Annotated in this window: 13 protein-coding genes; 6 read left to right on the forward strand and 7 right to left on the reverse strand. The window is 43.3% G+C overall.

Features of this window, described 5'->3' with window-relative positions; genetic code table 11:
- Positions 1-18: 18 nt before the first annotated feature.
- Positions 19-1,080 (reverse strand): helix-turn-helix domain-containing protein, encoded by a 1,062-nt coding sequence (locus tag AB6D80_RS11720; RefSeq protein WP_372188567.1) that lies wholly within the window; start codon positions 1,078-1,080, stop codon positions 19-21.
- Positions 1,081-1,100: 20 nt separating this feature from the next.
- On the opposite strand from AB6D80_RS11720, the gene AB6D80_RS11725 reads away from it, so the two are divergent.
- A complete protein-coding gene (locus AB6D80_RS11725) occupies positions 1,101-3,107 on the forward strand; it encodes a TonB-dependent siderophore receptor (RefSeq protein WP_372063368.1) in 2,007 nt (668 codons plus the stop codon).
- 243 nt (positions 3,108-3,350) lie between these two features.
- Here AB6D80_RS11725 and AB6D80_RS11730 read toward each other — a convergent pair whose 3' ends face one another.
- The 6 genes from AB6D80_RS11730 to AB6D80_RS11755 form a co-directional block, all read right to left on the reverse strand.
- A complete protein-coding gene (locus tag AB6D80_RS11730; RefSeq protein WP_372188569.1) occupies positions 3,351-4,295 on the reverse strand; it encodes an ADP-ribosylglycohydrolase family protein in 945 nt (314 codons plus the stop codon).
- Positions 4,296-4,487: 192 nt separating this feature from the next.
- A complete protein-coding gene (locus AB6D80_RS11735; protein ID WP_135383780.1) occupies positions 4,488-5,414 on the reverse strand; it encodes an amino acid ABC transporter permease in 927 nt (308 codons plus the stop codon).
- Positions 5,415-5,546: 132 nt separating this feature from the next.
- On the reverse strand, positions 5,547-6,356 hold the full coding sequence (locus tag AB6D80_RS11740) for a transporter substrate-binding domain-containing protein (protein ID WP_012600468.1): 810 nt from the start codon (positions 6,354-6,356) through the stop codon (positions 5,547-5,549).
- 12 nt (positions 6,357-6,368) lie between these two features.
- Positions 6,369-7,166 carry an amino acid ABC transporter permease gene (locus tag AB6D80_RS11745; RefSeq protein ID WP_009845515.1) on the reverse strand — a complete coding sequence of 266 codons (798 nt, stop codon included), beginning with the start codon at positions 7,164-7,166 and terminating at the stop codon, positions 6,369-6,371.
- Positions 7,166-7,912: an amino acid ABC transporter ATP-binding protein gene (locus AB6D80_RS11750; protein ID WP_012600470.1), complete on the reverse strand. Its 747-nt coding sequence runs from the start codon at positions 7,910-7,912 to the stop codon at positions 7,166-7,168. The genes AB6D80_RS11745 and AB6D80_RS11750 overlap by 1 nt, the downstream gene beginning before the upstream one ends.
- A gap of 225 nt (positions 7,913-8,137) precedes the next feature.
- Positions 8,138-9,286, reverse strand: coding sequence for an iron-containing alcohol dehydrogenase (locus AB6D80_RS11755; RefSeq protein WP_372188571.1), 1,149 nt, complete (start codon positions 9,284-9,286; stop codon positions 8,138-8,140).
- A gap of 193 nt (positions 9,287-9,479) precedes the next feature.
- Here AB6D80_RS11755 and AB6D80_RS11760 point away from each other — a divergent pair, with 193 nt between their 5' ends.
- The 5 genes from AB6D80_RS11760 (at position 9,480) to AB6D80_RS11780 (ending at position 13,659) form a co-directional block, all read left to right on the forward strand.
- Complete coding sequence (locus AB6D80_RS11760) at positions 9,480-10,364, forward strand: AraC family transcriptional regulator (protein WP_009845512.1); 885 nt, start codon at positions 9,480-9,482, stop codon at positions 10,362-10,364.
- A 649-nt stretch (positions 10,365-11,013) separates the two neighbouring features.
- Positions 11,014-12,261 (forward strand): RidA family protein, encoded by a 1,248-nt coding sequence (locus AB6D80_RS11765; protein ID WP_372188573.1) that lies wholly within the window; start codon positions 11,014-11,016, stop codon positions 12,259-12,261.
- Between the two features lie 214 nt (positions 12,262-12,475).
- A complete protein-coding gene (locus tag AB6D80_RS11770) occupies positions 12,476-12,832 on the forward strand; it encodes a hypothetical protein (RefSeq protein WP_048615368.1) in 357 nt (118 codons plus the stop codon).
- Positions 12,833-12,926: 94 nt separating this feature from the next.
- Entirely contained in the window at positions 12,927-13,076 is a 150-nt protein-coding gene (locus AB6D80_RS11775; RefSeq protein ID WP_017085590.1) for a hypothetical protein, read from the forward strand.
- A 118-nt stretch (positions 13,077-13,194) separates the two neighbouring features.
- The gene (locus AB6D80_RS11780) at positions 13,195-13,659 is read left to right on the forward strand and encodes an acyltransferase (protein WP_372188574.1); all 465 of its coding nucleotides are present in this window, start codon (positions 13,195-13,197) and stop codon (positions 13,657-13,659) included.
- The last annotated feature ends 20 nt before the right edge of the window (positions 13,660-13,679 follow it).

Here is a 13,679-nt window from a genome sequence, read left to right on the forward strand (position 1 = left end):
AACCATCTGTAGGATCGTTCAACTGATCAGGAAAATGCTTAAATGATCAGTGTTAGCTTCATAGGCGGCCTCGGTGATTGAAACCAACCCTCGTTCTAAATGCTGGCGTGCGATCTCTAATCGTCTCAAACGGATGTAACCGTTGATTGTCATGTTGTATGACTGCTTAAAACGCCTTTGAATATTAGATACACTCATCGAAAAGTGCTCAGCAAGCATTTTTAGGCTCAGCTCTTGGTCGAGATGAATTTCAATAAAGCAGATTACAGCCTCAATTCGTTCGTCATAACTTTGATGTTCAATGTTAGTTGCACGTGTCGCTGGTTTTATTATTTTTGGTTTAGTTTGGTAAGCCAGACAGCAAGTTTGTGGTAGTTGATGCATCGAATTCTCAAGGATCTGTTGAGTTAAGGATTCTATATGTAACTTCTGATGGAAGTTATTGGGTGAAGAGCAAGTCGTCAATTCTTGTGTAAGCTTCCAGATTTCTTCCGTCACTTCCAATTGGAAGTTGGCATTATGTGTATTGATGAAGTTTCGGCATTTACACTCTTCGGTTACTCGAGATTCGAACCATTTTGGTTTAACTAAGATGTTAATCTTATTGAGTTTATTGCTTGCTGTCATCACTCGACGGAAATTGGCGGGTTTAGTGAGGTTGACCACCACCCCTTGAGGTTGATGAGTGGCATCGAGATCAAATTCGAGATCATCGTAACCAAATGATAGCTTACCTTCCAAAAGAATGGTGATCAGAACTGAAGCGTGAGCGGTAGAGATTATCTTAGTATCGACGAGCTCAATACAGCGGCCACCGTGGATAAATATTAGGTCATTATATTGATAAGAAAGAAATTTCCCCTCAGCCAGTGATGTCTGTGTAGTTTGACCTTGTGTGACAATAATCTGCTTTTCTGTTTGCTCCAACTTTTTAGTCAGAGTGACTTTGCCAATTTTAGCCCGTTTAGACATTACTTCACTCATTTGACCGTTCCTCATAACAGCTGTGCGTTTTTGCATAAGCAAATCATCTGTGCATTTATAGGTTACAACCTTATCATAATTGATAATTATTATCATTTACATCTAGGATTGAATCTATGGAAAGCCCAGTCAGATCAACAATTAAGCTTTCAGCCCTCTATATCGCAATTGCCAGCACGTTTAGTAGCTCTGTTATTGCCGAAGAAAGTACATCGCACTTCGATGAAGTTGTGGTGTGGGGAACGAAAGTCTCAAGCAACACTGAATCGATCATTGCAGATGACATGTCACTGAAGCAAGCTGACCATATGTCGGACTTGCTGCGCGAAATCCCCGGAGTTGATGTTGGGGGAACGCACTCGATCAACCAGCGAATTACGATTCGCGGCCTAAGCGAAACTGACTTAGACATTCGATTAGATGGCGCTTCTCAGCACGCCAACATGTTCCATCATATTGGTAATTTGACTCTTAACCCTGACATATTGAAATCAGCGGATATCCAAGTAGGTAACAACTCGGTGACGCAAAATGGGTTAGGCGGTTCAGTGCTGTTTGAAACCAAAGATGCCAAAGATCTACTTCGCTACGACGAGACTTTTGGCGCTCGTGTTTATGGCGGGTATGCCACGAATGCAAGCCAGCAAGGTTCACTTACTGTGTATGGTTTGTTGTCAGATAACGTCGATGCCATGCTTTACAGCCATTACATGAGCCGTGACAACTTTGAAGATGGTGATGGTACTGAAACCTTTGGCTCAGAAGGGGATGTATACAATATTCTAGGTAAGATTGGTTTTGAGCCAAGTGACTTACACCGTTTTGAACTCTCTTATGATATGTACCGTGATAACGGTGATTACAGTCCACGCCCTGATATGTCGGGTGGTACGAACGTGGGTTTGTCTAAAAACATCCTCATTCCTACCGATTACAACCGTGACACCATCACGGCCAGCTATGAGCTGCGTGGTGAAAGTCATCAAGGTAACGTGACTCTATACAACACGGAAACTGAGATTCAGCGAGATGAAAGTGTTATGGCACCACGTTGGCCTTCTAATCGCTTATCCAAAAACACGGCTAAAAACCAAAACTTTGGTCTCAACGTAAAGTTCCAATCCGATTATCGCCTGATGTCGTTTGATAACATCGCGACTTATGGCTTTGACTACATGGACAAGTCATCGAGCAGCTATTACGGCAGCAGCAAGTTTATGGACGAGTCAGCAATCTCTACAGCCCTTTTTGTTGAAGATCAGTTCTACTTTACTCAAGCATTCTCGGTTACGGCAGGGCTTCGTTTTGATGATTACCAACGTAAAGCAGAAGTCGGTAGCGAAGATTTTGACGATGTAACTTGGTCGTTGGCCACTCAATGGGATGTTACTCAAGATTGGACGCTGTTCGCGAGTACACGTTCGTTGTTCAAAGGCCCTGAGTTGATGGAGAGCTTTATTGCTTACCAAGATGTCGCTTATTTGGCTAATGATCTGAAGGCTGAGACAGGGCAGAACACGCAAGGTGGTGTCCGTTTCGATAAGCGCTTGGATAATCACTTTATTGGTGCCAACCTGACAGTATTCCAAACTAATATTGATGACTATATTGCCGAAAAGTATCAACGTGCAAGTAAGAGTTATTTGATTTATAACCTAGGTGACGTTGAGATAAAGGGCTTCGAGGCGAGCCTATCTTATGGCTACGAGATGTTTAACAGTAAGCTGTCCTATGCGCTTTCAGAGACTAAAAATAAAGACACAGGCGGTGCAGTCGCAGGTGGCAATGGTCGAAGTATTGATATGGGTGACAGCATTACGCTGACACTCGATTATCAGTCTGAAGCGCTTGAGACTATCTTTGGTTGGAATTCGATGTTTGTTAAAGACGAAGACAATGTATTTGATGGTCAGCCGATCAAAGAAGGCTATGACGTTCATAACCTGTTTGCTCAGTGGGTGCCTTCGAATCTTGATGGATTGTCTGTCACCTTTGGTATCGATAACGTGTTTGATGAGCAATACACTTCACACGCGTCTCGTTCGGGTACAGCAAGAGGCTTTACCTTGGATGACTATGAACCGGGTCGTAACTACAAGCTTTCTGCCGCGTATCAGTTCTAGAGAAGGTTCTAGTTCTCAGGGTTGGTTAGCGCAATAAACTGGCGGTCGTAGGCATCCGCAAAGTTTATTGACCAAAACTGAAGCTATTCCTTTAAGTCGGTCGTTTAAAGCATTCATTTAAGTCATTCTTTTAAGTGATTACTTCTAGTGATTACTTTAGGTGGCTAGTGAAAAGAAAAGCGCCTTTCGAGCTCTTGACCAAGAAATCGAGAGGCGCTTTCGTTTTATTCGTTATTGTGGAAATCACTCAATAGGTAAAGACAATACACCGCCATTGAGTTTGACTTGTTTTAGCCATTCGGTTGGAATTCCAACATCTTCTTCGTAGAAACACGCCGCTAATACCGCGCCAATCACAATCGCACGCCCGCAGCTGTCACCACCACATAAGATGTTGTCGCGAATGCCTTGTTTGTAATTCTGAGCACCCGCAATGATGCGAATCAGCAGTGGAAACGCGGCACTTAGTTCACAATGCAATCCAAACTTCTTCGCGGCATCTGTTATTGAAAGCTCAGGTTCAGCCAATGCTTCATCGATTTGATCATGTATAAATCTGCTGCAAGTTTGTCGCACCATTTCTACGGACTGTAATGGTGAGTTGCCTTGAATCGCTGCTTGAATCAACAGGGTGATGGTTTGCGCCCATTCCACGGCTTTGTCGTTGTTGTTGGTCACTCGTACCGCGCTCTCTACCATCGCTGGTAAGGTGTGAGAGGTATAAGTACAGGCTACTAATGGAATGATCTTTGAAACTGCGGGGAGCTGCGTATCGTCTGCGCCACAGGCAGTAATCGGGGCGCCCTCTAGTTCTAATTGATGGATGTTCAGCAAGCTCATGCGCGTCGCTTTATCAATGTAGCCTTGCCAACTACCACCGAAATCAAACCATTTGCGGAAATGTTGAATATAGCTCGCTTCATCGTATTTTTGGTTGTCGACTAAACTATCGACCATCGCCAATAACTGAGCACCGTATTGCGAGTGCTCACCGGACGTTTTTCCTTGGTGCGCAAAGTAGCCTTTGTCTTGATAATCGAACTGATTCGGTGAGCGAAATTCTGGCTCGAAACCAGCCACGTGTAAGATCCTCTCTTGGTCATACAGCCAGTGCAACCCCATGGAAGCGGCGTCTCCAACCAATGCGCCGACAACGGCGTAAAAAGCTCTTTCTTTATGATTGTCCATGCTGAGTGATGTCCTTGAGAAGAATCAACGTAGTTCGATATGTTAAGTATAGTGATTAAACGAGTTTTTTGCTGTGTTTCTAAGAGGGAATATGAAGGGATAAATCCCGATTGGTCAATAGCTTAAACCAATCAGGTGAACTTGATAAGGGAAAGGAATGGTCGGGCGAGTCGGTACTATTAATTAATGACGTTACTGATGGTTAAGGTAAGCACTAGAACGTTGTTCAATCACTTTGAACAGACGCGAAAGCGCAAAGCATAAAGCAAAATATACGAAGCCTACAATCAGCCAGATCTCAAAGATCAACCCCGATGAGTTTGCCATCTCAGTACCAACAAACGTCATCTCTTGGATCGAAATCAGAGACACAATCGACGTGTCTTTAACCAAGGAGATTGCTTGGCCTGCCAATGGTGGGGTGATGGCAGTTAATACTTGTGGGCCAACCACAAATCGATACTTAGACAATGCAGACAAGCCAAGCGAATCGGCCGCTTCCCATTGGCCTTTAGGAATACCTTCTAAACCCGCTCGAATCACTTCCGCAATGTAAGCTGAAGAGAGCAAACCAATACAGATAACACCAGACGCTAAGTTTTCCCAAAGGTTAGTAGGACCAAACAGAAAGGCTTGAACAGCGTTAATCTCGCCATTGTGTTCACGTAAGATACTTTCTAAACCAAGTAATGGAATCAGTTGGTTAGAAACGAAGAAATAGAATATGAAGACAAACACCAGTGGCGGAATATTTCGAACCAACTGGATAAAAATCAGTGCCGGTGTTTTGAAGAAAGCGATCTTTGAGTGTCTTGCTACACCTAACAATGTGCCAAAAGAGAGTGCTAACACCATACTCCAGACACTCAAGCGCAGTGTAGCGATCAAGCCTTGGAAGAAGTAGGGAATACTGCCTTGAGAAGGTGGAATGAAAATTAGGGTAAACGCATCTTCCCAGCGCCACTGGTAGTTGATACCAACAGCAGAACGATAATAAAGCCAGCCTGCAAACACACAAATGACAGCGAGTAACACGCCATCCAAAAGGTTAAGGCGTTGATACCAAGGCTTCATATAAACGTTGGGCTTAGGTGTTGTTAATGCGCTAGTACTACTCACGTCATTCCTGTTTAAACAATAATAATTAGTAGGCTGTTTTGTGAGTTTTAGATCATCATTAAAGCGAATCAAGTTGCCGAATCGAGGCAGTGCAGACAACGCACTGCCTCGATTCACTAGCAAAAGTTCAGATTACTGACCTTGAGCAATCTGGTCCTGCCAATCTAGAGTAGAGAACCAGTACTCGTAACGCTCTTTCAACCAACCGTCTTCAGTACGTGCTTTGATCCATTCGTTGAAGAATTCTGCCTTGTCAGTTTCACCTAGGCGAACTGCAAATGCTTCGTTACCTTTTGATAGACGCTCTTCAAATGGAATAAATAGCGTGTCTGCATTTTTGATCGTTTCGTGTTCTGGTTTCGGGCTAGACGCGATAACCGCGTGCGCGTTGCCGTTTAACACTTCTTGGAATGCTTGAGCATCGTCATCGAACTGTAGAACTTTCGCTTTAGGGAAGGTTTCACGAGCGACTTGAACCGTGAATGCTCCACGACGTGCTGCAATTTTTACGCGGCGAGAATCAAAATCAGAGATCTGAGTAAAACCTTCCGCTAGCTCTTTGTTAGCCGCCAGTTGAACGCCAGAGTGCGAGTAAGGTTCAGTGAACAATACGCTTTTAGCTCGCGCTTCAGTGATAGACATACCGCCGATGATTACATCAAATTTTTTCGATAATAGAGAAGGGATAATACCGTCCCATGCCGTAGGTACAAATTCGACTTTCCAACCAGAATCTTCGGCAAGGCGTTTCGCCACGTCGATTTCAAAGCCAACGAGATCGCCTTGTTTGTTACGCATCGCCCAAGGAACAAATGTCGACATCCCAACGCGCAGTGAGCCACGTTCGTTGATTTTATCGAGGTTAGGCGTTTCAGAAGCAAGTGCAGGCAAACTTACGGCAAGCGCAAGTAGGGCTGTAATCGCGGTTTTAAATAGCTTCATGCTGATAAATCCTTATTGTGTTCGCCAGTTAGCCCCGAGCTTATGCTCAAGCCAAGCAGCAACGGCAGAAAGTGAAAGTGTAAGAGCAAGATAAATGATCGCCACAGAGAACCAAATCTCGAATGGCATCGCGGTTTCAGAAACAATGTTTCTGGCTTCAGTCGTCAGGTCAAAAATAGCCATGACACTCACAATTGAAGAGTTTTTAATAAGAGAGATCACTTCATTAGTCAAAGGTGGCAAGGTACGTTGCACCACCTGAGGAAGAATCACATCCCAGTAAGTATAGGTCTTTGATAAGCCCAAAGATTGAGCTGCTTCAAATTGTCCTCTCGCAATACCATTTAAACCAGCACGGAAGATTTCGGCGGTGTAAGCACCTTGGAAAAGTGCCAAGGCTAAAACGGCAGTGCTAAAACGATCCAGCCCTAACACGGGGCCAAACACAAAATAGAGTAAATAAATTTGTACTAATAACGGCGTGTTACGAATCAACTCAACATAGCTGGTGGCTAAGGTGCGTCCAACTACAGAATTTGAGTTTCTCAATAGCGCCGTCGTTAAGCCGATGATCAGTGTCGCGACCAAAGAAATCAGAGAGATATTGATGGTAACCAGTAGCCCTTCAACTAACTCTGCAGGCCACCATTCGCCATCTTCATAGAAAGCAATATAGTCCGGCACGCGCTCCCATTGCCAGCTGTATCCCATGGTTTGTGCGCCAGAGTCGAGAATCCAAACAACAGCAGCCACCAGTACAACAATCTGTACCAAAGCAGATAGGGCGGGTTTAATAATTCGAATCAACATCAATAAGTCAGGATCTGATTTAGGAACGCTTGAGTACGTTCATGTTGAGGGTTTTCAAAGAGCGCTTGTGGCGTATTCGATTCCACAATTTGTCCTTCATCCATGAAGATAACGCGGTCGGCCACTTGTTTCGCAAAGCCCATTTCGTGGGTCACACACACCATGGTGATACCTTCGCTCGCCAGTTCAACCATCACGTCGAGCACTTCGTTGATCATCTCCGGATCAAGCGCTGAAGTCGGTTCATCAAAAAGCAGTAATTCAGGCTTCATGCACAGCGAACGGGCGATAGCTACACGTTGTTGCTGACCGCCAGAAAGTTGTACTGGGTATTTGTTGGCTTGTTCAGCGATGTGTACGCGCTCGAGATAGTGCATTGCAAGCTTCTCGGCTTCTCGTTTGCTTTTTTTCAGCGTACGTATTGGAGACAGAGTCAGGTTTTCAAGCACGGTAAGATGGGGGAATAAATGAAAATGCTGAAACACCATTCCGACTTGGCCAGGTGTGTTGAATTTACTCGGAAGTACTTGTTCTAACACGCAAAGCTCGCCACTTTCGAAAGGTTCTAGCTGATTGATACAACGGATTAAAGTTGATTTACCCGAACCTGATGGCCCGCAAATCACCAGTATCTCTCCTTGTTCAATCTTTAAATCGATATCCTTTAGGGCATGAAAATCACCATACCACTTGTTAAGTGACTTAAACTTAACCATTTCCTTGAGATTGTTCAAATCGTTGTTCATACCTAATAAAGAGACAGGTTTACCTTAACAATATAGAAATATGATTGCACATTAAATTAAGGACTTATGAGAATTTAATAGCATCTTGTAGGGCAAATTAAAAAGCAGCGCCCAAAATGAACGCTGCTTTGTTTGTACGAAAGAAATAAGTAATGGGTTCAGTCAGATGTAAAAAATCATCTTTTTGTGGTCATTGTCTTTGCTTTCTCTCTACTTTAGCAATTCTTAGTGAATCGCAGACTCTAAAATCTCACGCGTTTTCTCTGGCGTGATTGCTTGGTTTTCGCCAAGTTGCAGGTAACCGTGTGATTCAAGTTGAGCAACAACGTTGTCGATTGCTGCCGCTTTAGTTGCTTCGTAACCGTCGAACATAGTTGCAACGTCTAGGCTGTGGTAGAAGGCTTCGATTGCAGCAATAGTGCGCTCGGCTAAATCAGCACCCGCTTCTAGGCCAAATACGTTGCGACCCATTTGCTCTAGCTTGCCACGCTTCGCTTCGATTTGATTACGAAGTAGTGAAGGTTGAACAATCGCAAGAGAACGTGCGTGGTCTACGTGCCATAGTGCTGTGAATTCGTGGCCAATCATATGTGTTGCCCAATCTTGAGGAACGCCAGTACCAATCAGGCCGTTAAGCGCTTGGTTTGCAGTCCACATTAGGTTTGCACGCCATGCGTCGTTGTCACGCTCGTCGTATTGCTTACCCAGTACAAGTAGGTTCTTAAGCAGTGTTTCTGCGTAACCGTCTTGAACCATCGCGTCTGTTGGCATTGTGATGTATTGCTCACATACGTGAACCCACGCATCAACTAGACCGTTGATCAGTTGGCGCTCTGGCAGAGACTTCATTACGTCTGGGTCCATAACCGCGAACTTAGGTTGTACTGCAGGGTTCATGAACGCCAGTTTCTCTTGAGTCTCTTTACGAGTGATTACAGCACCCATGTTAGATTCAGAACCTGTCGCAGGGAGTGTCAGTACAGCACCAATAGGGGTTGCTTCAGTAACTTGGTGTTTGCCGGCTAGGATATCCCAACCGTCGCCGTCGTATTTAGCTGCCGCAGCAACGTATTTAGAACCGTCGATTACTGAACCACCGCCAACAGCGATAATGAACTCTACGTTTTCTTCTTTAACAAGAGCGACGGCTTTATCTAGCGTCTCTTTGGTTGGGTTAGCTTCAACACCAGCGAACTCAATCCAAGCGTGATCCTTTAGAGAAGCGACAACTTGGTCGTAAACACCGTTGCTTTTGATTGAACCGCCACCGTAGATGACTAGTACTTTCTTCGAAGTATCAACCGCTTGGCTGATAGCGTTGATTTGGCCTTGGCCGAAGTGGATAACTGTAGGGTTAACATAAGTGAATTGCATTAGAGATTCCTTGTGTAAAGCTCAATTTGTTATTTTATTTGATTGCTCAATTTCTATATTTGCATATTAGTACAGTAATCTAGGGTGATGAAGAGCTGATTCTCCAAATAAATTGCCTATTTCTACAAAATTGATATTCTTTCTCTGCTTTAGCTTACTTACTCTTAGCACTTGGAATGGAAAGTCGCCACTTATGAAAACACTCGCGCAGTTGTTACAGTCTTATGTAGAACACAAAGGTTGGGATGATCTCGAAGGGATCAGAGAAACTGAAATTGGCGGTGTGTGGTTGTATAGAAGCAGTGGCGGGAATCAACGTCAGCCATTCACTTACCAGTCGGGTATTATCATGCTCGGGCAGGGCAAAAAGAACATCTATATTGGCGATAGACCCGTTACTTACGCTGCTGGTGATTATCTTGTGGTAGGCGTGCCAATGCCATTGGAGTGTGAAGCCTTACCTGTAAATGGCGAACCATTGCTTGGTTTGTCGATAAGCATCGATTCTCAGCGCTTGCACAGCTTAGTCAAAAAGCTCGAAGACCAAGGCTTTCTAGAGAGCTACTGCAACAAGCACAAGCAGAATTCGAGCGGCTTAGAATCGACGCCAATGGAAGAGCAAATGCTGGAGAGCTTTACTCGATTGGTCAAAACTCTACATTGTGACATTGAAGCCAATATATTGGGCGATGCCATGGTCAGCGAAATTGTCTACCGCGCCCTAACCGGTTCAGAAGGGCGTGTGCTGTTTGATTTAGCTCATCATGACGGCCATTACGCACGTGTCGCTAAAGCGCTGTCTAAAGTGCATGAAGAGTACGACCAAACCATCACTGTTCAATCGCTTGCCGACGAAGCCAACATGAGCGTGTCTGCCTTCCACAATGCATTCCGTAATGTCACCTTTGAATCTCCTCTTCAATATTTGAAGAAGGTAAGACTCAACAAAGCCAAAGAACTGATTCAGCTAGAAGGCCTTCGCATCAGCGATGCTGCTCGCCGAGTCGGCTACTCGAGCCCATCCCAATTCAGTCGCGAATTTAAGCGCCACTTCAATACCACTCCAAGAGCGGTTTAGCTCTTCTTTCAACGAAACTATCTGTTGAGAGCTATGGTGCCAAAAGCTATGGTGTCGATTGCTCTTCGTTGATGCCATCGTGATTCCTGAAAGTCCCATGTCTTGGCTGAACACCATACTTCTCATGTCATCCCCCTGAGTCTCATATTTGTTGAATTATATGAGTAAATGTATCTAATCATAGGCATTGTCAGATTGTAGGTATTTGATTCTCGAATATATTATTAACGTACTTATATAAAATAAGCTCTCGAAAATAATTAATTAAATAGCCTAAGAGTTTATGCACGGGTATAAGGGATAAAGTTACTAACCTAGCTAGTAACGGAGTTTTAGTGTGAACAACCTATCAAATATCATCTAAATTTTGGTAATTATCCTTTCAATTACCTGAGAGAGTATTCAGGATTATTGAATAGACTTAAAATTAAAGAGAATTTAGCAGTTGATAAAGCCTAATGTGACGGATAATTAGTCGCTTGATGACTAATTATCCTGTAACTTACTGATTTATAGTCAACTGAGAGTCTGATGTATATCACGTTTACCCTAAAATAATTCACTTAACATGGCGCTACTTTAATCATTCTTTCCAATACGATTGTTCAATATAAATACGTATTCCTATATTATTAAAAGGATAATTCCGATGAGTAGCGATATCATTAAAATTTCAAGAAATACTGAAAATGCACCAATTAATTCTGTATCTACACAAACGGTCGCTTTTTCTCATTATAATAACTTTTCTGCTCAACTGCCTGTTGACCCTAAAACAGGTGAAATAGTTATTGGAGATATTAAAGACCAAGCAGCACAATGCTTGAGTAATATTAAATCTATTGTTGAAAGCATTGACCATGTTATGGATGATGTCGTGAAGATTAATGTTTTCGTTAAGAATATTTCTGATATCGATGCTATTGATGAGGTTTACGCAAGCTTCTTCAACAACAGCCTGCCGACACGTACAGTCGTGGGTGTAGCTGCGCTACCGAACAGTGACGCTTTAGTTCAAATGGATGCTCTTATTTCAAACGGCGAAGGTACTAAACCACAAGCACCTTGCGCACTAGTTAAGGTCTCAAGAAATACAGATAATGCGCCTCAAAGTGCTGTATCGACGCAGACAGCGGCTTTTTCTCACTACAACAACCTTTCAGCTCAATTGCCTATCGATGTAAATACAGGTGAGTTGGTTTCAGGTGGTATCACAGAGCAAACGACACAATGTTTAGCAAACATTAAAACGATTCTAGAGAGTATCGGTCATGTCATGAATGATGTGGTTAAAACGACTATCTACGTGAAAAATATCGCAGATGCGGAAGTGGTAAATGAAGTATGTGCTAAATTCTTCCCAAGCTACGTTCCTGCTCGTACCGTTGTTAACGCCGCTGAACTACCAATGGGCGCTTTAATTCAAATTGATACATCCGTTTCACATGGCGACGGTACACCGCCGCAATTACCAGAAGACACTCGCTTGTTGGTTATTGAAGCTAATAATACTGTCGATGCTCCTTTCATGGCTTATTCGCACACCGTTGCTTTCTCTCACTACAATCATATTTCAGGCCAATTACCTTTAGACCCGAAAACTAATGAAGTGGTTGCTGGTGGTGTAAAAGAGCAAGCTGAACAATGTTTGAAAAATATTAAGGCGATCATTGAAAGTGTTGCTCATAGTATGGACGATACAGTGAAAATCAATATTCAGCTTAAAAATGTTTCAGACATTGATACAGTGAACGAGGTCTACACAACATTCTTTAATGCTGAATTACCGGCAAGAACGGTGGTTGGGGTTTCAGAGATTCCTATGAATGCTCTAATTCAAATTGATGCCGTCGTTTCCAACTGCGAAGGTACACCACCACAAGATGTGGTTGCTTAAATTAATTGAATCCTTCTCGATAATATCGATCAGATCTCGGCTTTAGTTTCCAAACAGGGAGCAAATTCAACAGGCCGTGATCTGATCCGTTCACCTCATTACTCAAGTCCATCGAAGCTATACACCTAAGCTTATCCCGTAAATATGGTATTTATAAGGTTGAAGTGTTTTAATATGAAAAACAGACGCTTAACGTAATAAAGAAAACCAGCTTATGCAATTTCGAGCCATTTTACTGCTATGCCTTACCCTAATAGGGTGTTCGTCCAATCAAGAGTTGGTACCCGACCCAACAACCATCACGCTATTTTATGGTGATACATCCATCTCTGCAGGTGTTTTAGAGGATAAAACATTCAATTCAGTCCTTGCCGATAGGGTTGAAAGCGTTACGTTTTCGGGCTCAATATCAAAGCAAGACTCAGGCTATTTTGTCGATATGTTAGTGATTCGAGAAACGAAAGAGCCACGTTCAACACGACAACTGAATACCTCGCTTCTTATGAAACCAGGAGAGTTGGTGGATGTTGGCGGTGTGAATAACGATGTGTTCAGGGTAATTCTCGAGTAACAAAAATAAAGTGTTCAATTAATCTGATTTTTTGCTTTACCTCAACCTAACTTCAAGTCTTAAGCTTCTCTTACTGATTAAGAAGGAGCTTAATATGCAAAATAACTACGTAAAAGAACTCGCCGTTAAAACTTACCAAGAAGACCTTGAGAAAGAGTACATTAAATCTCGGGCTCGGCCATTCCACGCCCCGAGTTTTATTGGCGGGGTGTTGTTGTCAGTTGTGCTGGTGGGACTGTTTTAATTTATGCAGAATCTTTGATCCATTACCAACTCTCAACACATCTATTTGATGCACTTTAATGCATACGGCACAATCGCTTAGGTTGAATTGTGACGCTAATGTCGAGAGGAAGTGAAGTATGGCAAGTCCAAGAGTATTAAAGTCACAGATTACTGACATTACCTGTGGCGAGAATGTCACTATCATCGAGCCAAGCAACGTTTATGGCTGTGAGCTTAAAGATGATGTGTTCGTTGGCCCCTTTGTTGAGATTCAAAAGAACACCGTGATAGGTGCTAGAAGTAAGATTCAATCTCACACCTTTATCTGCGAGTATGTGACCATTGGAAGTGACTGCTTTATTGGTCACGGAGTCATGTTTGCCAATGACTTGTTCAAAGAGGGAAAACCAGATCCAAACCCAGACAGTTGGGGGCGAACTGTTATCGCTGATAACGTTACTATTGGTTCTAATGCGACAGTGTTGCCTGTCTGTGTTTGCGAAGGGGTGGTAATCGGCGCGGGCAGTGTGGTGACAAAAGACATCACTGAGAAAGGTATTTATGCAGGCAACCCTGCTAAGAAGTTAAGAGACTTACCTTAGATTCATAAGACAAGCTGAAC

The organism is Vibrio sp. 10N.247.310.17, from assembly GCF_041466605.1.
GTDB classification, from domain to species: domain Bacteria; phylum Pseudomonadota; class Gammaproteobacteria; order Enterobacterales; family Vibrionaceae; genus Vibrio; species Vibrio tasmaniensis_A.